The sequence below is a fragment of the Streptomyces sp. NPDC008121 genome (genome assembly GCF_042957155.1).
In the GTDB taxonomy this organism is placed as follows: domain Bacteria; phylum Actinomycetota; class Actinomycetes; order Streptomycetales; family Streptomycetaceae; genus Streptomyces.
Genome location: NZ_JBIBHT010000005.1, coordinates 404508 through 426799 on the forward strand (window position 1 = coordinate 404508; position 22292 = coordinate 426799).

Genomic DNA, 22292 nt, shown 5'->3' on the forward strand with positions numbered 1-22292 from the left:
AGATCCTTATGCCGCGCATACCGCGCCTGGAGTACGCCGGGGTACTCCCTCACTCCACCCTTGGACGTACCAGGCCCGACTCGTACGCCGTGACCACCAGCTGGGCCCGGTCGCGGGCGCCGAGTTTGGCCATGGTCCGGTTGACATGCGTCTTGACCGTGAGGGGGCTGACGTCGAGGCGTTCGGCGATCTCGTCGTTGGAGTGGCCGCCGGCGACCTGGACGAGCACCTCGCGCTCGCGGGTGGTCAGGGCGCCCAGCCGCTCGGCGTGCGAGGCCGGCTCCTCGCCGTCCTCCGGGCCCGCGCTCCCGCCCTGCGCGAGGAACCGGGCGATCAGCCCCTTGGTCGCGACGGGCGAGAGCAGGGCCTCGCCGGCGGCGGCGATCCGGATCGCGTTGAGGAGCTCTTCCGGCTCGGCCCCCTTGCCGAGGAAGCCGGAGGCGCCGGCGCGCAGCGACCGTACGACGTACTCGTCCACCTCGAAGGTGGTCAGCATGACGATCCGTACGGCGGAGAGTTCCGGGTCGGCGGTGATCAGGCGGGTGGCGGCGAGGCCGTCCGTGCCGGGCATCCGGATGTCCATCAGGACGACGTCCGCCCGCTCGGAGCGCGCGAGGGCGACGGCCGCGGCGCCGTCGGCGGCCTCCCCCACGACCTCCATGTCCGGCTCGGAGTCCACCAGCACCCGGAACGCGCTGCGGAGCAGGGCCTGGTCGTCGGCGAGCAGCACCCGGATCGTCATGTGTCCTCCCCCGTACGGGCCGTGGTGGGCAGTATCGCCTGGACGCGGAACCCGCCGCCGTAGCGGGGTGCGGCGGTCAGGGTGCCGCCGAGGGCGATGACCCGCTCCCGCATGCCGAGCAGGCCGTGGCCGCCGGTGTCCGCGGCGGCCGCGGGCTGGGGCGTGCCGTTGTCGAGGACGGTGACCTCGACGGTCCGTCCGACGCGCACGACGCTCACCTCGGCCTTGGCGTCCGGGCCCGCGTGCTTGCGCACGTTGGTCAGGGCCTCCTGGATGATGCGGTACGCGGCGAGGTCGACGGCCGAGGGGAGGGCGTCGCCGTCGTCGGTCCTGGCCAGCTCGACCGGCAGGCCGGCGTGCCGGAACGTGTCGAGGAGTTCGTCGAGGACGGCCAGACCCGGGGCGGGCTCGGTGGGGGCCTCCGGGTCGCCGGACTGGCGGAGCAGGCCGACGGTGGCGCGCAGTTCGTTGAGGGCGGAGCGGCTGGCGTCGCGGACGTGGGCGAGCGCTTCCTTGGCCTGGTCGGGCCGTCGGTCCATGACGTGGGCGGCGACCCCGGCCTGGACGTTGACCAGCGCGATGTGGTGGGCGACGACGTCGTGGAGGTCGCGGGCGATCCGGAGGCGTTCCTCGGCGACCCGGCGCCCGGCCTCCTCCTCCCGGGTCCGCTCCGCGCGTTCGGCGCGCTCGCGGATGGCGTCGACGAAGGCGCGCCGGCTGCGGACGGCGTCCCCGGCCGCGGCGGCCATGCCGGTCCAGGCGAAGAGGCCCAGGTTCTCCTGGGCGTACCAGGGCGTCGGCCCGAAGAGCATGGCGGCGCAGGTCAGTGCGGCCATGGTGGCGAGACCGACGCGCCAGGTGGTGGGACGGTCGGTCCGGGCGGCGACGGTGAAGAGCGCGACGACGGCGGACATGGCGACGGGGGCCGGAGTGTCGTCGGTGACCAGTTCGACGAGGGTGACGGCGCTGGTGAAGGCCAGCACGGGGAGGGGGGCGCGGCGGCGCAGGACCAGGGCGGCGGCGCCGAGGACCATGATCAGGACGCTGGTGGTGTCGGGGGTGCGGTCGCCGAAGGTGGGGCCGTTGGGGCTGCCGTGCGGGTCGGCCAGGGAGCCGACGACCATGCAGACCAGTACGGCGAGGGCGAGGCCGGCGTCGAAGGCGAGCGAGGCCAGGTGCGGGTGCCCCCGGACGAAGCCGGGGGCAAGGCGCGCCCGCAGTCGGCGCCGGCCGCGCGAGAAGCCGCTGTCGAGGGAGGTCACATCGGGCAACGGTACGGGGTGGAGACGCACCGGTGCCCCGCCCCTGGACGGGACGGGGCACCGGAGGGTGTCGGGGTGCGAGCAGGTCCGGGTGTGGACCGGGGCGCGTCCGGGCGAAGGGCCGAGGCGCGTCCAGGCGAAGGACCGGGACGCGTCCGGGCGAAGGGCCGAGGCGGGACCGTCCGTGAGTCCGGCCAGGGCCGGGCCGCCCGTCCCGTACGGACCGGGCGGGACCGGTCCGTACACGCGTCCGTCCGCGCTCAGCCCGGGATCAGGCCGTCGTCGGAGAGCATCTCGCGCACCTCTTCGAGGGTCGCGTCCGGAGACGGCAGGATCAGCTCCGACGGCTCCAGCGCCTCGTCGGCGAGGGGCTCGCCGAGGGTGCGCACCGCGTCGAGGAGAGCGGAGAGGGTGCGGCGGAAGCCGGCACCGTCACCCGACTCCATCTCGGCCATCAGCTCGTCGTCGAGCTTGTTCAGCTCGGCGAAGTGGCTGTCGGCCAGTCGCCACTGGCCCTCCCCCATGATCCGTACGATCATGACGCGCCATCCTTAAGGGCTCGAGGGGCTCGTTCGGTCCCGACTCGTCACTGCTTGTCGAAGCGGGGGTGCGACTGCTGCTGGTCCTGCGGGGCGGCCGCGCCGGCGCCGCCCTCGATGGCCTGCTTCGAGGCCGAGGGGCCTCCCGCGAGCTCCGCCTTCATGCGCTGGAGCTCCAGCTCGACGTCCGTGCCGCCGGACAGCCGGTCCAGCTCCGCCTGGATGTCGTCCTTCGCCAGACCCGACTGGTCGTCGAGCGCGCCGGAGGCGAGCAGCTCGTCGATCGCGCCGGCCCGGGCCTGGAGCTGGGCGGTCTTGTCCTCGGCGCGCTGGATCGCCACGCCGACGTCGCTCATCTCCTCGGAGATGCCGGAGAACGACTCGGCGATCCGGGTCTGCGCCTGCGCCGCCGTGTAGGTCGCCTTGATGGTCTCCTTCTTCGTGCGGAAGGCGTCGACCTTCGCCTGCAGCCGCTGCGCGGCCAGCGTGAGCTTCTCCTCCTCGCCCTGCAGCGTCTGGTGCTGCACCTCGAGGTCGCTCACCTGCTGCTGGAGCGCCGCCCGCCGGGACAGCGCCTCGCGGGCCAGGTCCTCGCGGCCGAGCGCCAGCGCCTTGCGGCCCTGGTCCTCCAGCTTGGCGGACTGGCCCTGGAGCTGGTTCAGCTGCAGTTCGAGGCGCTTGCGGGAGGTCGCCACATCGGCGACACCCCGGCGGACCTTCTGCAGCAGCTCCAGCTGCTTCTGGTAGGAGTAATCGAGGGTCTCGCGCGGATCCTCGGCCCGGTCAAGGGCCTTGTTTGCCTTCGCGCGGAAGATCATCCCCATACGCTTCATGACACCGCTCATGGGCTTCGCGCGCCCCCTTCTGACGGACTCGGCTCAAGCACTCCAACAGGATCCACAGTACGGTCCCTGTCTCCATTACCGCACTGTTCGGGGCCGGATGTGCTCCTCCCCAAGGACGACTGCGGGCGGGTCCCCTCCAGCCCAGGGAGTAGACGGATCTCAGGGGAGACCCGCGCATGTCGTCCGTACGTACCTCCACAGACGCGGGCTGTTAGCGGATCGTTCCCGGCGGGGCTGGGGTCCATGCTTCCCACCACGTACCCTTGGGTTTTGTGTTCCGTAGCCGTTCCAAGGAAGAGAAGGCCCCCACCGATCAGGTGACGGCGGACCTCTCCACGCAGCCCCGCGACCCGCAGGCCCCCAAGGGCCGCCCGACTCCGAAGCGGAGCGACGCGCAGACCCAGCGCCGTCGTGCCGCGACGGTGCCGACCGACCGCAAGGAGGCCGCCAAGCGCCAGCGCGAAGCCCGCCGCTCCGACCTGGCTCGTCAGCGCGAGGCGCTGGCCAGCGGTGACGAGCGCTATCTGCCGGTCCGGGACAAGGGCCCGGTCCGCCGCTTCGTGCGCGACTTCGTCGACTCGCGCTTCGCCATCGCGGAGTTCTTCCTCCCGATGGCCGTGGTGATCCTCGTCCTGTCGATGATCCGGATCCCGTCGCTGCAGAACATCTCCCTGCTGCTCTGGCTCGGTGTGATCGTGATGATCGTCATCGACTCGATCGGCATCTGGCTGCGGTTGAAGAAGCAGCTGAACGAGCGCTTCCCGAACGAGCCCAAGCGCGGCGCGGTGGCGTACGGCCTGATGCGCACGCTCCAGATGCGCCGACTGCGGCTGCCGAAGCCGCAGGTCAAGCGCGGAGAGCGGCCCTGAGCGGCGAAGGCTCCGGCTCCGCCGTGGGCAGCGCGCTGCTGCCCGTCGTCTCCCCGTGGCCGCTCGGCCACGGGGGTCTGCGCGAGACCGTGCGGCAGGAGCTGATCGCGCGCCAGCTGGACGAGCAGATAGCCAGCCGCTACCCCGTGGGGCAGCGGCTGCGGATCCTCGACGCGGGCATGGGACAGGGCGTGCAGGCACTGCGTCTGGCCAGGGCCGGACACACCGTGACCGGCCTGGAGGCCGATCCGGAGCTGCTCAAGGCGGCCCGTGAGGCGCTGGCGACCGAGCCGGCCGGGATCCGTGAGCGGGTCCGGCTGATCGAGGGCGACGGCCGCGAGACCGGGGTGCACTTCCTGCCGGGCAGCTTCGACGTCGTGCTCTGCCACGGCGTGCTGATGTACGCGGACGAACCGGACGCGCTCCTCGCGGGCCTGGCCCGGATGCTGGCGCCCGGGGGCCTGCTGTCCCTGGTCGTACGGAACGCCGAGGCGCTGGCCATGCGGCCGGGGCTGGCCGGGGACTGGGCGGGCGCGCTGTCCGGTTTCGAGACGGACGTCTACACGGACGACAACGGGCTGAAGGTGCGCGCCGACCGGCTCGACGCGCTGACGTCGACGCTCGCCGGGATCGCGGCGCCGCTGCACGCCTGGTACGGCGTGCGGGTCTTCACCGACGGCGTGCCCGGCGACGTGGGCCTGCCGGCCGCGGAGGAGCTGGACCGCCTCCTCACCGCGGAGGACCGGGCGGGCCGCACGGACCCCTACCGCCGCGTCGCGGCGCTGCTGCACCTGTGCGGGGTCCGGGGCTAGAGCGGCCTCCGGCGCCATGCCCCGCCGCGGGCCCCGGGCGCGAGCCGCCGGGCGGGGCACCGGCCTCCGGGGCTAGGCCCCCCGAGCCGCCGGGGCTGGGGGCCGGTGGCTCCCGTACGGCCCGGCCCGCAGGGGCTCTCGTACGGCCCCGGCCCGTCAGGGGTGCGGGGCCTTCGCCACCGCACCCCCTCTGCCGGGCGCCTCAGCCCTCCGCGTTCAGGGGCATCGGGCCGTAGATCTTCGTGCCGTCCTCGGAGAGGGTGACCTGGTCCGCGCCGCCCTCCAGGAGGTCCTTCCAGAACTCACCGATCCAGGATTCGGCGTCCCCCTGGGTCGTGAACTCCTCCGGCGCCACCGCCGGCTGGACCTCCGTGCCGTCGGACTTCTCGAACCGCCACGTCCATGCCATGTCCGCCTCCTGGGCTCACCGGATGATCGGTTTCCTGCCCGCAGCGTAGCCGGGCGCGCACCCTTCGGGGTGACGCGGGAGGATCAAGGGGTGGAACTGACTCTGCTCGGCACCGGCGCCCCCCTCGGGCTGCCCCGCCCCGACTGCCCCTGCGCCGTGTGCGCGACCGCCCGAGGCCCGCTGGCGCGGGCGGCCACCGCGCTGCTCGTGGACGGGGCGCTGCTGCTCGACTTGACGCCGGGGGCCGCGCTGGCCGCCGCCCGGTCCGGGCACTCGCTGGTCGGCGTACGGCAGGTGCTGCTGACGCATCCGCACGACGGGCCGGCCGTGGAGGTGCCGGCCGGGCTGCCCGCCGCGGGGAGGGTGCCGGACGGACGGGAGTTGACGCTCATCAGCGGGCACCGGGTGCGGGCGGTGCCGATGGACTCCCCCGGCACGGGGTACGAGGTGACCTCCCTCGACGGCGAGCGGCTGCTCTATCTGCCGCCCGGCGGCGCCCCCGCCGGCCTGCCGGACCACGGATCGCCGTACGACATCGTCATCGCGGACGTCGTCGGCCGGCCCGACGCGCTGGCCCGGCTGCGGGCGACCGGGGCGGTGGCGGCGCGTACCGAGGTCGTCGCCGTGCATCTGGACCACGACGTGCCCCAGGGCGCGGAGCTGGACCGGCGGCTCGCCGCGGCCGGGGCGCGGGCGGTGGCGGACGGGACGACGCTGTACGTCGGCGAGTACCACCCGCTGCCCGAGGTGCCGCGCCGCACGCTGGTGACCGGCGGGGCCCGCTCGGGCAAGTCGGTCGAGGCGGAGCGGCGTCTGGAGTCGTTCCCCGACGTGCTGTACGTGGCGACCGGCGGGAGGCGGGAGGGCGACCCGGAGTGGGCGCAGCGGGTGAACCTGCACCGGGAGCGGCGGCCGGGCACCTGGCGGACGGCGGAGACCTGCGATCTCGTACCGCTCCTGGCGGCGGACGGTCCTCCGCTGCTGGTCGACTGTCTGTCGCTGTGGCTGACGGACGCCATGGACCGGTCGGGGGCGTGGGACGACGAGCGGTGGGCGCGCGGCGGGCAGCGGGAGCTGCGCGAGGGGATCGACGCGCTGGTGGCGGCGGTGCGGGCGACCTCCCGTACGGTCGTGGCCGTGACCAACGAGGTCGGCTCGGGCGTCGTGCCGGCGACGGCGTCGGGGCGCCGGTTCCGGGACGAGCTGGGCCGGTTGAACGCCGCCGTCGCGGACGAGTGCGAGCAGGTGCTCCTCGTCGTCGCGGGACAGGCCCTGGTGCTGCGCGGGTAGGGTGCGATCACCGATGGCCACCGCCGACGTCACGAGGAAGAGCCTTGAACCTGGACGACTTCTCCGATCTGATCGAGCGCCCCGACGGGGGGATACGGCGTGACGCCGAGGAGCGCAGGGAGCGGCTGATCGTGCCTCCCGGCGCGCTCGGCCGGCTCGACGAGCTGGGCGAGTGGCTGTCGGCGGCGCAGGGTTCGGTGACGGTGCGGGCGATCGAGCAGCCGCGGGTGGTGCTCTTCGCGGGCGATCACGGGGTGGCCTCGCTCGGGGTGTCGGGCCGTCCGGCCGGGACCGCGTACGAGCTGGTGCGCGCGGTGCTCGACGGTGCGAGCCCGGTGGCGGTGCTGGCCCGCCGGGCCGGCGTGCCGGTGCGGGTGGTGGACGCGGCGCTTGACTGCGACCCGGAGCTGCTGCCGGCCGAGGTGGTGCGGCATCGGGTGCGGCGCGGCAGCGGCCGGACCGACGTCGAGAACGCGCTGACCTCCGAGGAGGCGGCCGCGGCCGTCGCGCTGGGTGTCGCGATCGCCGACGAGGAGGCCGACTCGGGCACGGACCTGGTGGTCCTCGGGGATCTGAGCGTGGGCGGGACGACCCCGGCGGCCACGCTGATCGCGGCGCTGTGCGGTACGGACGCCTCGGTGGTCACCGGCCGGGGCGGCGCGGGCATCGACGATCTGGCGTGGATGCGCAAGTGCGCGGCGGTGCGGGACTCGCTGCGGCGGGCGCGGCCGGTCCTGGGCGACCAGGTGGAGCTGCTGGCCGCGGTGGGCGGTGCGGACCTGGCGGCGATGACCGGGTTCCTGCTGCAGAGCGCGGTGCGGCGGATGCCGGTGATCCTGGACGGTGTGGTGGGCGCGGCCTGTGCGCTGGTGGCGCAGCGGGCGGCGTTCCGGGCTCCTGACTGGTGGCTCGCGGGGCAGGTGAGCGGGGAGCCGGCGCAGGCCAAGGCGCTGGACCGGATGGCGCTCAACCCTCTGCTCGACCACGGCGTCACTGTGGGCGAGGGAACCGGGGCGTTGCTCGCTCTTCCCCTCGTCCAGGCAGCGGCCGCACTGGCCGCCGAGCTGCCCGAGCAGCCGGAACCGACCATTCCGGACCAGCCCGCGGAGTTCGCCGCGGACGACGGGAACTGACGGCCGATCACGACACCGGACGCGGCCGTCCGCCACGCGCGGACGGCCGCGTCCGGCGACCGACCATGACGAGCGATGCCCCATATGATCGCTTTTCATGGGAGAGGTCCGTTTGTCCATCGAAGGAGCGCCCGGGGGAACCGCCCGATCGCGGCGCGCTGCCGCGTTCGCCGTCTGGTATCTGCGCGCCGTCACGTTCGTCAACTTCCTGAGCGCCGTCTGGGTCTCGCTCGGCCAGGACCTCCGCCGGCACAACACGGACGACTACTTCACTCCGTACCTGCTGACGGCGGGCTTCGCCTCGGGCGCCTTCACGCTCTTCCTGGCGATCACCATGCGCCGCCGCAAACGGGCCGCCTGGATCCTCAACACCGTGCTCAGCGGCCTCTTCCTGCTGCTCTTCGCCCTCGCGATGGTCTTCCCGGAGATCCGGCGGCACGCGCAGAACTGGGTCTCGCTGGTCCTGACCGCCGCCTTCGTCCTCGCGCTGCTGCTCGGCCGCAAGGAGTTCTACGCCAAGGGCGACCGGTCCAACCCGCTGCTTGCCGCCGTCGTGGCGGTCGGCGGGCTCCTGGTGACCTCGCTGCTGGCCGCGGTCCTGGTCACCGTCACCGACACCTCGTCCGCCGGCTCCAGCTTCCTGGAGCGCTGGCGGTACGGCGTGATGCGGCTCGTCACTCTGGCCTCCGACGACTCCCGCTTCGAGGGGATCGCTCCGCCCGGCTGGGTCGACGTCACCATCAACGTCCTGTCCACGCTGCTGCTGTTCGCCGTGCTCTTCGCCGCCTTCCGTTCGCGCCGCGCCGTCGATCCGCTCACCGAGGCCGACGAGGACAGGCTGCGCGCCCTGCTCGACCGGAACGGCGACCGCGACTCGCTCGGCTACTTCGCGCTGCGCCGCGAGAAGAGCGTCGTCTGGTCGCCCAGCGCGAAGGCCGCCGTCGTCTACCGGGTCGTCGGCGGGGTCTCGCTCGCCTCGGGCGACCCGATCGGCGACCCGGAGGCCTGGCCCGGCGCCATCGAGCCGTGGCTGGCCGAGGCCCGCGAGCACGGCTGGATCCCGGCCGTCATGGGCGCGAGCGAGGAGGCCGGCACCATCTACGCCCGGCACGGCCTGGACGCGCTGGAGCTGGGCGACGAGGCGATCGTGGACACCGCCGAGTTCACCCTGGACGGCCGGGCCATGCGGACCGTGCGGCAGGCCTTCAACCGGGTCAAGCGGGCCGGGTACGAGGTCCGGATCCGGCGCCACGAGGACATCCCGGCCGACGAGATGGACGAGCTGCTCCGCAAGGCCGACGACTGGCGCGACGGCGCCACCGAGCGGGGCTTCTCGATGGCGCTCGGCCGGCTCGGCGATCCGCGCGACGGCCGGTGCGTGATGCTCGAGTGCACCGACGGCGCCGGAGAGCTGCGGGCGGTGCTCTCCTTCGTGCCGTGGGGCCCCGAGGGCCTCTCGCTGGACCTGATGCGCCGCGACCGGGACGCCGAGAACGGCCTGATGGAGTTCATGGTCATCGAACTCCTCCAGCGCTCCGGGGAGATCGGGATCACCCAGGTCTCGCTGAACTTCGCGATGTTCCGTTCCGTCTTCGAACGTGGCTCGAGGCTCGGGGCGGGACCCGTGCTGCGGATGTGGCGTTCGCTGCTCAGCTTCTTCTCCCGCTGGTGGCAGATCGAGTCGCTGTACCGCGCAAACGCCAAGTACCGACCGATCTGGGAGCCCCGCTTCATGCTCTTCGAGAAGAGCGCCGATCTGCTGCGCATCGGCCTCGCCGCGGGCCGCGCCGAGGGGTTCCTGGAGGCCCCCGGCCTGCCGAAGTGGCTCCACCGCACCCATCTGGAGGGCAGACGGTGAGCCCCGGTCTCAAGGGCTTCGCCCGCCGCGAGTGGGGGCCCCTCTTCACCACCGTACGGACGGCGCTCGCCGCGAAGGGGTGGCGGGCCGTCCCGATGACCCTGGCCGCCGTGTGCCTCACGGCCCTGTTCCAACTGGTGCAGAACCAGGGCTGGGGCTATCAGCCGGTGCAGGACATCGGTTCGGTGCGGGCCGAGGACCCGCTGGGGCTCGCCCTGCTCCGTACCCCCCTCTCGCTCTTCGTCCCGGCGCTCGACCTGCCGGTGTGGGGGGCCCTGGCGCAGATCCTGTTGGTCTTCGGGATCGCCGAGATCTGTCTGGGGCGGTGGCGGACGCTCGTCCTCGCCTACACCGCCACGCTGGCCGGGACGCTGTACGCGCGGATCGGCATCGCCCTCGGCCCGGACTCCCCGCTGGGGCTGCCGGCCTCCGACGCGCGGGTCGTCGACACCGGCCCGTCGGCGGCCGTGGTCGGGCTCGCCGTCTTCGTCTGCTGGCGCTACCGCGCCTGGTGGACCGGGGCGCTCGTGGTCGTCGCCATGGTGGTGGAGGTGCTGGTCAAGAACAATCTCGCGGGCAAGGAGCACCTGGCGGCGATCGCGGCCGTCCTCGTGCTCGTCGCGTGCGCCGCCTGGCGGGAGGGCCGTCAGGACGGGTCGGAGCCCCGCCCCGGGACCCGCTCCTGGAAACCGCCGATCAGATCCTGAGCCTTGCGCCGCACCTTGTCCCAGCGCCGGTCGTGGCGGTAGGTGCGCAGCCGGGAGCGGGCCCGGGCCCGGTGCCGCCGGCGGTAGAAGTGACGGGACCACCAGGAGCCGGGGCGGGCCAGGCGGATCGCCCCGACGACCGCGACGAACGGCACCAGGGTCCCGAGCACCGCCAGCCGGAACTTCCCCTTCACCAGCGCGACCAGGACGAAGAGGAAGTTCCCCAGCAGGGTGAGGATGAAGGCGGCCCGGTTCTGGCGTTCGCCGGGGGTGAGTTCGTTGACGCCGAACGGCGAGAAGCCGCCGAGGACCAGCATGACCAGGGCGGCCGTGAGGACGACGACCTCGACGCTCTTGCGGCCCTGATCGCTCCAGTAGACGTCGTCGAGGTGGAGGATGAGCGCGAACTCGTCCAGGACGAGTCCCGCGCCGATCCCGAAGACCGCGGCGAAGACACACGCGGTGACCCCCTCCCGGCCGCTGGCGACCGCGCCGAAGCCGCCGACGACGGTGAGGACGACCCCGGGCACGACATGGTGGATGTGCAGCCCGCCCGCGGACTGCACATTGCCGAACGGGCCCTTCCCCGCCCGGATCATGCGCACGATCATCCGCGTGACCAGGAAGGTCACCACGAAGGAGAAAAGGGCGATGAGCAGCGGGAGCTTCCCTGGCTCGACGAAGTTGCGGTAGAACCAGTGACCCATGCCACCTGCTTCCGGTATGCGCGATATGCCCGTACTGCGGAACTTATACTGCCGGGCTCTGGCTTACCCTGCCCGGATGGACGGCCTGCGTTTCGCCTTCGGCACCCTCACCGTGCTCCCCACCCGCATCACCCGCTGGGACCGGGACACGGCGCGCGCCGGCATGCTCTGGGCCCCGCTCGCCGGCCTCGTCGTCGGCCTCTTCTCCGCCGCGCTCGGCGGTGCGCTCCTGCTGCTCGGCTCGGGCCCGCTGCTCGCGGCCGTGGTCACGGCGGCGGTGCCCGCGGTGATGACCCGCGGCCTGCACCTGGACGGGCTCGCGGACACGGCGGACGGGTTGGGCAGCGCGAAGCCGGCCGAGGACGCGCTGCGGATCATGAAGCAGTCGGACATCGGCCCGTTCGGTGTGATCACCCTGCTCTTCGTCCTGTTCGCCCAGGTCGCGGCCTTGTACCGGCTGTACGAGGAGGGCTGGGCGTACGGCACGGTGGCCGCCGCCCTCGCCGCGACCGTCGCCCGCCTCGCCCTCACCCACGCCTCCCGCACCGGCATACCGGCGGCCCGCCCGGAGGGGCTGGGCGCGATGGTCGCCTCCACAGTCCCGCCCCGCCCGGTCACGCTGCTCACCGCCCTGGTGCTGCTGGCCTGCGCGGCCTCCGGCGCCCTCTTCTCGCCGTACGACGCCCTCCGTCACGTCCTCGCGGCGGGGGCGGCGCTGGCGGCGGCGGCCTGGCTGCTGCGGCGGTGCGTACGGAGGTTCGGAGGGGTGACCGGGGACGTGTTCGGGGCGGTGGAGGAGACCGCGGCGACGGTGGCGCTGGTGGGGCTGACGCTCGGCCCCCACTGACCGGGCCGGACGAGCCGTACCGGACGCGCCGTCAGCAGGGTTTGCGCCACACCCCCAGGTCGTACTCCTTGCGCATCGAACTGAGGCCGAGGGTGCGGGCCCGGGGACAGAAGGCGGGGGTGTCGAGTTCGTATTCGACGTGGAAGACCGCCTTGCCCGCCTTCACGAACGGGGTCAGCAGGTCGCACTCGTCGTACTGCGCGCACTGTTCGTTGACCGCGAAGTCGAAGTCCGGCAGCAGTTCGGGGATCTGGTCCAGGTCGTTCTTCAGGCCCACCGACAGGCCCCGGTCGTGGGCCAGTCCGGCGATGAGACGGTTGTAGCGGAGCTGGTCGGCGGCGGTGAGGGGGAAGCCGGTGCGGTTCCGGTAGCCGTCCATGTTGTCGGGTTCGACCGCGTCGAAGCCCTTCGCGCGGCACATGTCGAGGCGTTCGGCCATGAGGGGCCCGAGGAGGTCCGTGCGGCGGATGTCGAGCCAGCGCTCGCCCTGCCAGCCGTTGCCCTCGCCGAGCAGGGAGGCGGGGAACTTCGACGCGTCGGGCCGGAAGTCCTCCCAGGCGCCGGTGGAGAGGTAGCAGATCACCTTCCGGCCGCGCGCGTGCAGATCCGCCACCGTGGCCGCCGGGTGGTCGAAGCCGTCGATGTCGTAGACGGGGACGTCCACGGACGGGTCGAGGCGGCCGCTGAGCTGCCACTGCCAGGCGAGGCCGGGCTTCGGCTGCCAACGGGCGGACGGGCGGCCGTCGTCCGGACCGGCGTCGTCCCGTGCGCTCGTACAGGCCGTCACCAGGAGCAGCAGGGCGGCGAGGAGCAGGAGCGGGCGCCTCACCGCGCCGCCCGCAGGGGGTGCGGGAGCGTGCCCCACGGGTGGGCGCCGGCGCCCGGGACCGCGCAGTGGACGCGGGTCGTCGGCAGGGCGTCCGGCGGGGCGGCGTAGACGAGGTGGCAGTAGTGGTCGGCGACGGGCAGGTCGAGCGTGCGGTAGAGGTCCCAGGGGCCCTCGAAGGTGACCAGCAGGTCGGCGATGTCGGCGTAGCCCCGGTCGGGGTGGGCGCCGTGGTTGAGGACCAGCGTCCGGGCCCCGGCGGCCCGCGCGGCGACGCCGAGGCGGCCGTAGTGGGCCAGGCCCTCCGGGTCGGTCGGCACCTGGTCGAGGAAGGCCCCGTCGGCGCCGTACCAGTCGCGGTGGCGCAGGAGTTCGGCGACGACCTCGCCGTGCGGGCGGCGGCCGTAGGCGGTGTCGGTGTAGCCGAGCACCCGCACCCCGGCGTCTCGGAGCCGCCCGGCGACGGCGGCGAACGCCGGGTCGGGGGCCTCGCCGGCGCCGTCGGCGGGGTTGAGTACGACGCCGTAGAGCGACGGCGCCGCCTCGATCACCGAGGCCCAGGCGTCCGGGCGGTCGGCCGGGTGTTCGTAGAAGGGGACCAGAAGGGAGCAGGTCACAGGGCGGTCCAAGGCGCTCTCCAGGGGGCGTCATCGATCGTGCCGGGGTCGCGGCGCCCCCCGGAGGGCGTGTGTCGAAGGTCCCGTCTGGCTGCGGGCGGACGACGCTACTTCCGAAACACGCCCTAGACGCGGTGGGCGGTGGGTCGTATGAGCAGAGCACAGGTCAGGACCGCGAGGACGGCCGCCGCTCCCGCGACGATCGCGGGGCGTCCCTCGGCCGGTACCAGAATCTGTGCCCCCGCCGCGAGCAGGCATACCGCGGCGGCGCCGCGGACCGCGCCGAAGGCCTGGAGCAGCAGCCCCAGCCAGAGCACGACGCCGACGAGGAGCAGCGCGAGGAGCCGGGCGGCGCCCGGTGCGGGGGCCTCGGGCCGGAGCAGGGCGCAGGTGACGGTGAGGGCGAGGAGGACGGCGAGGTAGCCGCCGAGGCAGCGGGCGAGGACGCGGGCCGTGGCGCGACGGAACTCCCGGGCGGTGGTGAGGGCCTTGAGCCGTGCCGCGCCGGCGCTGCGGAAGCGGTGCAGCAGCCACTCCGCCGGCCCCATGGAGAGGGTCAGCGCGACGACGGCCGCCGGGTCCGCCGTCCACAGCACGAGCAGACCGGTGCCGAGGCCGAAGAGGCCGTACGGCAGGGAGGCCGTGATCCGGGGGCCCGCGGTGCCGCGTGCGCCCGGCCGGGCGCCGGGCCGCAGGACGAGCGCGGCGAAGACGACGCTCGCGGTGAGCGCGGCGAGCAGCAGCCCGGTGCGCAGCGCGTCCGGCAGGTCGTACCGGAAGGCGGGGAGGGCTCCGGTCAGCGGCAGCAGCGCGCAGAGCAGGGCGCGTTCGCGGCCGAGGACGAGCAGGACGGTCGCGGCGGCGAGGTAGCACGCCTGGCCGGCGGCGAACAGGGCGGCGTGCCACTCCCCCGGCCCGGCGGCCGCGCAGGCGACGGCCGTGCCGGCGAGGGCGCCCGCCGGTGCGCCGAGGAGCAGCGCGCGGGCGGCGGCCCGCCGGTCGCCGAGGCCGAGCCAGGAGTACGCGCGGTGCGCCAGCGCCTGGTTCCACACCCAGCCGGTGACGGCTCCGGCGAGCAGCGGGATCGTTCCGGCGGGGAGGCCGTAGGGGCCGCGCGGTCCGGCCAGGAACGGCGCCCCGAGGACGTAGGCGAGGCCGGGCAGGGCGAAGACCAGCCCGCGCAGGAGGCAGCCGGCGAGACCGGTGTGCCAGGGTGCGGCGGGCGGGGCCTCGGGGGCGGGGTGGCGCCGTTCGACGCGGGCGTAGAGGTCCTCGGCGAGGGTGAAGGAGTCGGCGCGGCCGTAGGTGAGACGGATGTGGTCGTCCGTCATGCCGTCGGATTCGAGTATGGCGGCTATCTCGTCAGGGTGGACGGCGGCGGCCGCCAACGTGTCCAGGCGGTGGGCGAGTTCGTCGAGCGGGTCGGCGGCGATCCGCTCGGTGCCGACCGCGCGGCTGGTGTCCGTGCGGACGCAGGCCGCGTGGTCGGGCGCCGGGTCCGGCGCCCCCGGGTCGCCGCCCGCGGGCTCGGCGGTGCCTCCGTCGGGCGCGTCGGTGGCCAGGGAGCCGTACGGCCGCTGACGGGGTATCACCGGAAGGGTGTCCCGCATCGTGCCGTTCGTCAGCCAGAGGGAACCGCTCATGACAGCGAGCCTCCCCCGACGAGGTCCTGCCGCCAGGGGTCGGTGAGGCGGACGGTCCAGTCTCCCGGGTCGGGGAGCGGGCTGACGGGCTGTCCGGCGAGTTCGAGGTAGATCTGCCGGAAGCCGTCGACGGAGCGGTGCAGGGTGAAGCGGTCCACGACCCGCTGGCGTGCCCGGCGCCCCAGCTCCGCCCGCCGTGCGCCGTCGCGCAGCAGTTCGGTGACGGCCGCGGCCATCACCGCGGGCTCGCGCGGCGGGACGACGAGGCCGGTGTCGCCGACCGCCTCCCGCACCCCGCCCACGTCCGTCGACACCGTCGCCCGGCCGCAGGACATCGCCTCGATCAGCGAGAAGGGGAACCCCTCGCTGATCGAGGAGAGCATCACGACGCTGCCCGCCGCGTACGCGCCGGCCACGTCCGAGACCCGGCCCTCGAAGGTGATCCCGTCGGTCACCCCGAGTTCGGCGGCGAGCTTCTCCAGGCGGGTGCGGTAGTCCTCGCCCCCGGCAGGCACCGGGCCGAACAACCGCAGGCGCAGTTCCGGGAGTTCGGCGCGGGTGATCGCGTACGCCCGGATCAGCGTCTCCAGGTCCTTGATGGGGTCGACCCGGCCCGCCCAGCTGAGCGTGGGGACCTCGGGTTCGGGGCCGGCGTAGGGGAAGGCGGCCGGGTCGACGCCGTTGTAGACGGTCCGGATGCGGTCGGCGGGGGCGCCGCCGCGCTCCTCCCAGCGCCGGTTGTACTGGTTGCAGGGGGTGATGAGGTCGGCCTTGCGGTAGCCGAGCGAGTTGAGCTCGCGGTAGAAGCCGAGCATCAGGGCCTTGACCGGCCAGCGTTGGGCTTCGGTGCGGTAGCCGAGGTAGCGCTCGCGCAGGTAGATGCCGTGTTCGGTGAGCAGGAAGGGCGCTCCTTCGAAGTGCTGGGCGGCGAGGGCCGGCAGCGTGGCGAGTCCGCTGGAGACGGCGTGCGCGACGCTGCCGTCGGCTATCCGGGCGGCGAGCGGCCGGAGGGCGTGCTCCAGCAGGTCGGTGGCGGTCAGCGCGTCGTGCACGGTGGGGCGGGCGGCGGCGGTCGGCAGGTGCGGCAGGGTCCAGATCCGCATCAGCGCGCGCAGCACCCGCTCGGAGCGCAGGGCGGCGGTGAGCTGCCCGCGCCGGGCGAGTCCGGCCAGGGCGTAGAGACCCTCGCCGAAGTCGTGGCCGGCGCCGGGGTCGAGGACCGACAGCAGGAAGCGTTCGTACGTCTCCAGGAAGCGGCGGCCCGCACGCCCCCGCGGGGGCCGGCCGTGAGCCGGCCCCGGGGCGGCCCCCCACAGGGGGAACGAGGTGTGGCGGTAGAGGTTGGGCGGCAACTCCCAGGTGACCGGTTCGCGTCCGCTGCCGGTGAGCGCGAGGACGGCGAAGTCGACCTCGGGCATGCCCCGGACGAGCTGGTCGCACCAGGTGCTCACTCCCCCGTGGACGTGCGGATAGGTGCCTTCGGTGAGCATGGTGACGTGACGGCCACTGCTCGGCATGTGCGTTCCCCCCAGAACGTGCTGGTCAGGCGGACGGGAGCGTAAGTGTGATCGCGGTCTGCAGCAGCTCGGGGGTGGTCCAGGCCGAGCGGCTGCCGGCGTACGCCGTCCCGAAGGGCGTCGTGCCGAGGAGGAGGCGCTTGCGGGTGCCCTCGGGGGCGGTGATCGGGGCGTTCACTCCGGACGGGGCCTTGACCGTGACGGTCGCGCCGACGCGGTAGGCGGTGACCTTTCCGGCGGCGAGGGCCTGGTCCCAGGCGGCCCGGCGGCTCAGCTCGGTGCCGACGTCGCGCTGGCGCGGGTTGACCAGCGGGGCGCTGTCCGCGAAGAGGCCGCGGTAGTCGGCGAGGACCCGGTCGAGGACGGGGTAGAGCAGCCGCTCCTCGGCGAGGTTGGACTGGTGGACGTAGTGCGGGCGCGGGTCGTTCGCCACGATGTGGGAGAGCGCGATGCGGGCTTCCTGCGGGACGATGTGGGAGGCGTACCCGGTGGCGGTGTCGAGCGGGCCGGGCAGGCAGGTGGAGGCCGGGTTGGTCTCGCAGATCCCGCTGCCGCCGTCGGCGCGCGAGGTGTAGATCCAGTTGTACTCGTCGGCCATCTCGGCTGCCGTGCCCACGTTGTAGTACACGTTCATGGGGTGGCGGGGGACGGTCCTGGCCGCGCCGACGGGGCGCTGGGCGGGCTCCCGGGAGTTGTCGCTGGCCAGCCAGGTGACGCCGTTGTCGGCGAGGGCGCCGGCGAGGTGGGGGTTGTCGGCGTTCTGCTGCGGCAGGGTCTTGAGGCCGGAGTGCTCGCCGGTGACGAGTTCGCTCCGGTCGACCGCGATGCCCTTGCCGACGGCCCAGGTGTGGTTGTTCCGGATCTGTGCGGAGATCTCGCTCCGGCTCGTCCACAGGGTGGTGCCGGCGGTGTTCTTGGCGCACTGCCAGGGGACGGTGGTGTTGTCCTGGATGCAGCCGAGGAAGGGGTGGGTGTAGGTGTGGTTCACCCAGCGGTACTGGGCGCGGTCGGCGATCAGCCGGTCGGCGAGCGGGTCGTTGCCGGCGTGCTCGGTCTTCCACTGCTCGCCCTGGCCGCCGTTGTAGACCATGTCGAGGGTGAAGCCGGCGGACTTCTGCCAGGCGGCGGCGTGGCGGGCGTCGTCGGCGGTCATCCGGATCGGGTTCTCGCCCTCGCCGTCGCCGCCGACGCAGTCGAAGTCGCCGGGGGTGCAGTTGCGGGCGGTGTCCCAGCGGGCGTCGGGGGCGAAGACGTCGTCGACGTGGACCGAGAAGTAGTTGCGGCTCTGGCCGAGGTGGACGCCCTGGGTGAGCCATTCGACGATGCCGCGGGCGAGCGCCCGGAACTGCCGCTGGTACTGGTTGTAGGCGAAGGTGACGACCAGTTCGCGGCGGCCGTCGTGGGCGTATTCGCCGATCAGGCTGGCGCGGCCGCCGTCCTCGACGGGCATGTCGAGGTAGCTGGTGTAGCCCGCGCGGGGGCGGCCGGCGTAGCCGTGGCTCTCGGAGAGCGTGGGGTCGTTGTCCTCGAAGGTGAGCGGCCCGTCGAGGTGTTTGAAGGGGCCCGCCTTGCCGGCGGCGGTGACGGAGGCGGTGGTGCCGTCGAGGGGGCCGGAGAAGCCGTGGTCGTTGGTGTAGTCGAGGCCGACGCCGGGGTGGGCCCAGGTGTAGGCGTCGACCTGCGGGATGCCGTAGCTCTTCTCGTACGCGACGAGGGCGGCCTGTTCGGCGGAGTCGGGGCCGAAGGCGGACTCGTGCGGGGCGACCACGCCCTGGAACTTGGCGCGGGGGCGGCCGGTGGCGCTGTCCGTGGGGTCGCTGAGGAAGGCGGCCGTGATGACCGGCCGGCCGGGGTCGTTCAGGTCGATCCTGCGGTAGGGCACGCCGGTGGAGCGCAGTTCGGAGGTGATGGCCTCCACCGCGCTGCCGCCGTCGTCGAGCACCAGGACGGTGAGGTCTATCCGCGGGGCCGGCGGGGCGGCGGCGCTCGCCGTGGCCGACGGGAGGACCGTGGCGAGCAGGGCGGCGGCGAGCAGGGCGCCCGCCGTACGGCCCCGGCGTCCGGAGCGGGCGGCTCCGGGCGTCCGGGCCCCGGCGGCGCCGGTTCCGCGGATTCCCGGCGCTCCCGGCGTGTGGAGCGGGTCGGGTCCCGGCGTGCGGATTCGGTCGGATTCCATCGAGTCGTGTCCCCCCTCGGCAGGTCGCCCGAACCGGGGGGACCTGTGGAGATGATGCGAAGACGCGGGTGCCGCGCTTGCGTGAATGAGGCGAGTGTGGACGAGCGTTCCGACTCTGCGCGGTAAACGTGAAAGAGACACCACGGATGAGTGAATCACCGTCGCCGTGAGCGAACACGGACGGCGAGCGTAGGCTCGTTCACGGCGCCGTCTGGGCCGAAATACGATGCGGCGGGCACGGTCGGCCCATCCCTCGACCGCCACAGGACTCAATGGAAGCGAGATTTCACCACCGTGACTGCTCTCACTCTCAGCACCGCCGGTGCGGCGACGCTGCGCGCCGACGCGCTCGTCGTCGGCGTCGCCAAGTCGGGCAAGGCCCTCGTCGTCGCTCCGGGCGCCGAGGCCGTGGACAAGGCGTTCGACGGCCGGCTCGCCGCCGTCCTGGAGACCCTGGGCGCCTCGGGTGCCGAGGGTGAGGCCCTCAAGCTGCCCGCCCCCGCCGGCCTGAAGACCCCCGTCGTCCTGGCCGTCGGCCTGGGCGCGGCGCCCGAGGACGGCGAGCCGTTCGGCGCCGAGGCCCTGCGCCGCGCCGCCGGCAACGCCGCCCGCGCGCTGTTCGGGGCGAAGAAGGCCGCGTTCGCGCTGCCGGTCACCGCCCCGGAGGACGTGGAGGCGATCGCGGAGGGCGCTCTGCTCGGCGCGTACGCCTTCACCGCCTACCAGGAGATCGGCAAGGACGGGAAGCGGCCGCTGGCCGAGATCGCCCTGCTGGGCGCCAAGCCGCGCGACAAGGCCTTCAAGGCGGCGGCGGAGCGCGCGCTGGCGCTGACCGAGGAGATCAACCGCGCCCGCGATCTGATCAACATGCCGCCGAACGACCTGACCCCGGCCGCCTTCGCCGCCACGGCTCAGGCCGCGGGCAAGGAGCACGGCCTCAAGGTCCAGGTCCTCGACGAGAAGGCGCTCGCCAAGGGCGGCTACGGCGGCATCCTGGGTGTCGGCGCCGGTTCGCAGAACCCGCCGCGCCTGGTCCGGATCGCCTACACCCACCCGGACGCCGAGCGGACCCTGGCCCTGGTCGGCAAGGGCATCACGTACGACTCGGGCGGCATCTCGCTGAAGCCGGCCGGGCACAACGAGACGATGAAGTGCGACATGAGCGGCGCCGCCGCCGTGTTCGCCGCGGTCGTCGCGGCGGCCCGGATCGGCCTGGCCGTCAATGTCACGGGCTGGCTGGCGCTCGCCGAGAACATGCCGTCGGGCTCGGCCACCCGCCCGGGCGACGTGCTGCGGATGTACAGCGGCCGGACCGTCGAGGTCCTGAACACCGACGCCGAGGGCCGGCTCGTCCTGGCCGACGCGCTGGCGAAGGCGTCCGAGGAGAACCCGGACGCGATCGTCGACGTGGCGACCCTGACGGGCGCGATGGTCCTGGCGCTGGGCAACCGGACCTTCGCGATCATGGCGAACGACGACGACTACCGCACCGCGATCCACGAGATCGCCGGCGAGGTCGGCGAGCAGTCCTGGCCGATGCCGCTCCCGGCGGACCTGCGCAAGGGCATGGACTCCCCCACGGCCGACATCGCCAACATGGGCGAGCGGATGGGCGGCGGCCTGGTCGCCGGTCTCTTCCTCAAGGAGTTCGTGGGCGAGGGCATCACCTGGGCCCACCTGGACATCGCGGGTCCGGCCTTCCACGAGGGCGCGCCGTACGGCTACACCCCGAAGGGCGGCACGGGCTCCTCGGTCCGCACCCTGGTGAAGCTGGCGGAGCGCACGGCCGACGGCGAGCTCTGACGGTCCGCGCGACGGGTACGGCCCCGGGAGGGTTCCCGGGGCCGTACCCGTCGCCCGTCCGGCGCCCCCGGGGGCCCGGGCTCGCCGGAAAACACCCCCTCACCCGGTCTCACTGAGCGGCCCCGCGTCCCGCCGTCCGGCAACAAGTGCGAAGATGGGTTCTCGGCAGGACAGGGCCCCCACCACAGGGCCGAATAAAAAGCGGCCGAACACCAGCCGCCGCCCGGTCAGAAGGCCGGCGACCGGCGCACATGCATGGAGGACGTGACGTGGCGAACGACGCCAGCACCGTTTTCGACCTAGTGATCCTCGGCGGCGGTAGCGGCGGTTACGCCGCGGCGCTGCGCGGAGCGCAGCTGGGCCTGGACGTCGCACTGATCGAGAAGAACAAGCTCGGCGGCACCTGCCTGCACAACGGCTGCATCCCCACGAAGGCCCTGCTCCACGCCGGTGAGGTCGCGGACCAGACCCGTGAGGCGGAGCAGTTCGGTGTCAAGGCCTCCTTCGAGGGCATCGACATCAAGGCCGTGCACAAGTACAAGGACGACGTGATCTCGGGCCTGTACAAGGGTCTGCAGGGTCTGGTCGCCTCTCGCAAGGTGACATACATCGAGGGTCACGGCCACCTCTCCTCCCCGACTTCCGTCGACGTGGACGGCCGCCGCGTCGAGGGCCGGCACGTCCTCCTCGCGACCGGTTCCGTGCCGAAGTCGCTGCCGGGTCTGGAGATCGACGGCAACCGGATCATCTCCTCGGACCACGCGCTGACCCTGGACCGTGTCCCGGAGTCCGCGATCATCCTCGGCGGCGGTGTCATCGGCGTCGAGTTCGCGTCGGCGTGGAAGTCCTTCGGTACCGACGTGACGGTCATCGAGGGCCTGAAGCACCTGGTGCCGGCCGAGGACGAGAACAGCTCCAAGCTTCTCGAGCGCGCGTTCCGCAAGCGCGGCATCAAGTTCAACCTCGGCACGTTCTTCCAGTCCGCCGAGTACACCGACAGCGGTGTCAAGGTCACCCTGGCCGACGGCAAGACCTTCGAGGCGGAGGTGCTGCTCGTCGCCATCGGCCGCGGCCCGGTCTCGGCCGGTCTCGGCTACGAGGAGCAGGGCGTCGCGATGGACCGCGGCTACGTCCTCGTCGACGAGTACATGCGTACGAACGTGGAGACGATCTCGGCCGTGGGCGACCTGGTCCCCACGCTGCAGCTCGCGCACGTCGGCTTCGCCGAGGGCATCCTGGTGGCGGAGCGCCTGGCCGGTCTGAAGACCGTCCCGATCGACTACGACGGCGTGCCCCGGGTGACGTACTGCCACCCCGAGGTCGCCTCCGTCGGCATCTCCGAGGCCAAGGCCAAGGAGATCTACGGCGCGGACAAGGTCGTCGCCCTGAAGTACAACCTCGCGGGCAACGGCAAGAGCAAGATCCTGAAGACCGCGGGCGAGATCAAGCTGGTCCAGGTCAAGGACGGTGCCGTGGTCGGCGTCCACATGGTCGGTGACCGCATGGGCGAGCAGGTCGGCGAAGCGCAGCTGATCTACAACTGGGAGGCGCTGCCGGCGGAGGTCGCGCAGCTCATCCACGCCCACCCGACCCAGAACGAGGCGCTCGGCGAGGCGCACCTGGCGCTGGCCGGCAAGCCTCTCCACTCCCACGACTGACGCTCACGTCATCCACGGGCGCGACGACCACT

At 73.3% G+C, this 22292-nt stretch carries 20 protein-coding genes; 9 read left to right on the plus strand and 11 right to left on the minus strand.

Annotated features, from left to right (window positions below; all coding sequences use genetic code 11):
- Positions 1-49 precede the first annotated feature (49 nt).
- The 4 genes from ACFZBD_RS19405 to ACFZBD_RS19420 all read right to left on the minus strand — a co-directional run bounded on the left by ACFZBD_RS19405 (position 50) and on the right by ACFZBD_RS19420 (position 3388).
- Positions 50-742 carry a response regulator gene (locus tag ACFZBD_RS19405; protein ID WP_391140807.1) on the minus strand — a complete coding sequence of 231 codons (693 nt, stop codon included), beginning with the start codon at positions 740-742 and terminating at the stop codon, positions 50-52.
- Positions 739-2004, minus strand: coding sequence for a histidine kinase (locus ACFZBD_RS19410; RefSeq protein ID WP_391140808.1), 1266 nt, complete (start codon positions 2002-2004; stop codon positions 739-741). The genes ACFZBD_RS19405 and ACFZBD_RS19410 overlap by 4 nt, the downstream gene beginning before the upstream one ends.
- 260 nt (positions 2005-2264) lie before the next feature.
- On the minus strand, positions 2265-2543 hold the full coding sequence (locus ACFZBD_RS19415; RefSeq protein ID WP_391140809.1) for a hypothetical protein: 279 nt from the start codon (positions 2541-2543) through the stop codon (positions 2265-2267).
- 47 nt (positions 2544-2590) lie between these two features.
- Positions 2591-3388 (minus strand): PspA/IM30 family protein, encoded by a 798-nt coding sequence (locus tag ACFZBD_RS19420; RefSeq protein WP_391140810.1) that lies wholly within the window; start codon positions 3386-3388, stop codon positions 2591-2593.
- Positions 3389-3660: 272 nt separating this feature from the next.
- Here ACFZBD_RS19420 and ACFZBD_RS19425 point away from each other — a divergent pair, with 272 nt between their 5' ends.
- Together ACFZBD_RS19425 and ACFZBD_RS19430 are read left to right on the plus strand one after the other, a co-directional pair.
- The gene (locus ACFZBD_RS19425) at positions 3661-4257 is read left to right on the plus strand and encodes a DUF3043 domain-containing protein (protein WP_391140811.1); all 597 of its coding nucleotides are present in this window, start codon (positions 3661-3663) and stop codon (positions 4255-4257) included.
- Between the two features lie 89 nt (positions 4258-4346).
- Entirely contained in the window at positions 4347-5069 is a 723-nt protein-coding gene (locus ACFZBD_RS19430; RefSeq protein WP_391141214.1) for a methyltransferase domain-containing protein, read from the plus strand.
- Between the two features lie 202 nt (positions 5070-5271).
- Here ACFZBD_RS19430 and ACFZBD_RS19435 read toward each other — a convergent pair whose 3' ends face one another.
- On the minus strand, positions 5272-5478 hold the full coding sequence (locus ACFZBD_RS19435; protein ID WP_391140812.1) for a hypothetical protein: 207 nt from the start codon (positions 5476-5478) through the stop codon (positions 5272-5274).
- A gap of 90 nt (positions 5479-5568) precedes the next feature.
- Here ACFZBD_RS19435 and ACFZBD_RS19440 point away from each other — a divergent pair, with 90 nt between their 5' ends.
- The 4 genes from ACFZBD_RS19440 to ACFZBD_RS19455 all read left to right on the plus strand — a co-directional run bounded on the left by ACFZBD_RS19440 (position 5569) and on the right by ACFZBD_RS19455 (position 10466).
- Entirely contained in the window at positions 5569-6768 is a 1200-nt protein-coding gene (locus tag ACFZBD_RS19440) for a bifunctional adenosylcobinamide kinase/adenosylcobinamide-phosphate guanylyltransferase (RefSeq protein ID WP_391140813.1), read from the plus strand.
- Between the two features lie 44 nt (positions 6769-6812).
- The gene (gene cobT / locus ACFZBD_RS19445) at positions 6813-7901 is read left to right on the plus strand and encodes a nicotinate-nucleotide--dimethylbenzimidazole phosphoribosyltransferase (protein ID WP_391140814.1); all 1089 of its coding nucleotides are present in this window, start codon (positions 6813-6815) and stop codon (positions 7899-7901) included.
- A gap of 97 nt (positions 7902-7998) precedes the next feature.
- Positions 7999-9759, plus strand: coding sequence for a phosphatidylglycerol lysyltransferase domain-containing protein (locus tag ACFZBD_RS19450; protein WP_391140815.1), 1761 nt, complete (start codon positions 7999-8001; stop codon positions 9757-9759).
- Positions 9756-10466, plus strand: coding sequence for a hypothetical protein (locus ACFZBD_RS19455; RefSeq protein ID WP_391140816.1), 711 nt, complete (start codon positions 9756-9758; stop codon positions 10464-10466). Before ACFZBD_RS19450 ends, ACFZBD_RS19455 begins: the two co-directional genes overlap by 4 nt.
- Here ACFZBD_RS19455 and ACFZBD_RS19460 read toward each other — a convergent pair.
- Positions 10406-11173, minus strand: coding sequence for a hypothetical protein (locus ACFZBD_RS19460; protein WP_391140817.1), 768 nt, complete (start codon positions 11171-11173; stop codon positions 10406-10408). The genes ACFZBD_RS19455 and ACFZBD_RS19460 overlap by 61 nt on opposite strands.
- A 76-nt stretch (positions 11174-11249) precedes the next feature.
- On the opposite strand from ACFZBD_RS19460, the gene cobS reads away from it, so the two are divergent.
- Positions 11250-12020 (plus strand): adenosylcobinamide-GDP ribazoletransferase, encoded by a 771-nt coding sequence (gene cobS / locus ACFZBD_RS19465; RefSeq protein ID WP_391140818.1) that lies wholly within the window; start codon positions 11250-11252, stop codon positions 12018-12020.
- Positions 12021-12051: 31 nt separating this feature from the next.
- Here cobS and ACFZBD_RS19470 read toward each other — a convergent pair whose 3' ends face one another.
- From ACFZBD_RS19470 to ACFZBD_RS19490, 5 genes are all read right to left on the minus strand, one after another.
- Positions 12052-12849 carry an endo alpha-1,4 polygalactosaminidase gene (locus tag ACFZBD_RS19470; RefSeq protein ID WP_391140819.1) on the minus strand — a complete coding sequence of 266 codons (798 nt, stop codon included), beginning with the start codon at positions 12847-12849 and terminating at the stop codon, positions 12052-12054.
- The gene (locus tag ACFZBD_RS19475) at positions 12846-13475 is read right to left on the minus strand and encodes a spherulation-specific family 4 protein (protein WP_391140820.1); all 630 of its coding nucleotides are present in this window, start codon (positions 13473-13475) and stop codon (positions 12846-12848) included. The genes ACFZBD_RS19470 and ACFZBD_RS19475 overlap by 4 nt, the downstream gene beginning before the upstream one ends.
- Positions 13476-13588: 113 nt before the next feature.
- On the minus strand, positions 13589-15106 hold the full coding sequence (locus ACFZBD_RS19480; protein ID WP_391140821.1) for a hypothetical protein: 1518 nt from the start codon (positions 15104-15106) through the stop codon (positions 13589-13591).
- Positions 15103-16623: a GT4 family glycosyltransferase PelF gene (gene pelF / locus ACFZBD_RS19485; RefSeq protein WP_391140822.1), complete on the minus strand. Its 1521-nt coding sequence runs from the start codon at positions 16621-16623 to the stop codon at positions 15103-15105. The genes ACFZBD_RS19480 and pelF overlap by 4 nt, the downstream gene beginning before the upstream one ends.
- Positions 16624-16648: 25 nt before the next feature.
- Positions 16649-18799 (minus strand): hypothetical protein, encoded by a 2151-nt coding sequence (locus ACFZBD_RS19490; protein ID WP_391140823.1) that lies wholly within the window; start codon positions 18797-18799, stop codon positions 16649-16651.
- Positions 18800-19093: 294 nt separating this feature from the next.
- On the opposite strand from ACFZBD_RS19490, the gene ACFZBD_RS19495 reads away from it, so the two are divergent.
- Positions 19094-20602 carry a leucyl aminopeptidase gene (locus ACFZBD_RS19495; RefSeq protein ID WP_391140824.1) on the plus strand — a complete coding sequence of 503 codons (1509 nt, stop codon included), beginning with the start codon at positions 19094-19096 and terminating at the stop codon, positions 20600-20602.
- A 269-nt stretch (positions 20603-20871) separates the two neighbouring features.
- Entirely contained in the window at positions 20872-22260 is a 1389-nt protein-coding gene (gene lpdA / locus ACFZBD_RS19500) for a dihydrolipoyl dehydrogenase (protein ID WP_391140825.1), read from the plus strand.
- Positions 22261-22292: the final 32 nt, after the last annotated feature.

What these genes read in the sequence shown, in the direction of transcription:
- ACFZBD_RS19435 (WP_391140812.1), bottom strand. Translation starts at nt 5,478, where the DNA reads ATGGCATGGACGTGGCGGTTCGAGAAGTCCGACGGCACGGAGGTCCAG.
- cobS (WP_391140818.1), top strand. Translation starts at nt 11,250, where the DNA reads ATGGACGGCCTGCGTTTCGCCTTCGGCACCCTCACCGTGCTCCCCACC.
- ACFZBD_RS19480 (WP_391140821.1), bottom strand. Translation starts at nt 15,106, where the DNA reads ATGAGCGGTTCCCTCTGGCTGACGAACGGCACGATGCGGGACACCCTT.
- ACFZBD_RS19460 (WP_391140817.1), bottom strand. Translation starts at nt 11,173, where the DNA reads ATGGGTCACTGGTTCTACCGCAACTTCGTCGAGCCAGGGAAGCTCCCG.
- ACFZBD_RS19415 (WP_391140809.1), bottom strand. Translation starts at nt 2,543, where the DNA reads ATGATCGTACGGATCATGGGGGAGGGCCAGTGGCGACTGGCCGACAGC.
- ACFZBD_RS19420 (WP_391140810.1), bottom strand. Translation starts at nt 3,388, where the DNA reads ATGAGCGGTGTCATGAAGCGTATGGGGATGATCTTCCGCGCGAAGGCA.
- ACFZBD_RS19450 (WP_391140815.1), top strand. Translation starts at nt 7,999, where the DNA reads ATGGGAGAGGTCCGTTTGTCCATCGAAGGAGCGCCCGGGGGAACCGCC.
- ACFZBD_RS19405 (WP_391140807.1), bottom strand. Translation starts at nt 742, where the DNA reads ATGACGATCCGGGTGCTGCTCGCCGACGACCAGGCCCTGCTCCGCAGC.
- pelF (WP_391140822.1), bottom strand. Translation starts at nt 16,623, where the DNA reads ATGCCGAGCAGTGGCCGTCACGTCACCATGCTCACCGAAGGCACCTAT.
- ACFZBD_RS19490 (WP_391140823.1), bottom strand. Translation starts at nt 18,799, where the DNA reads ATGGAATCCGACCGAATCCGCACGCCGGGACCCGACCCGCTCCACACG.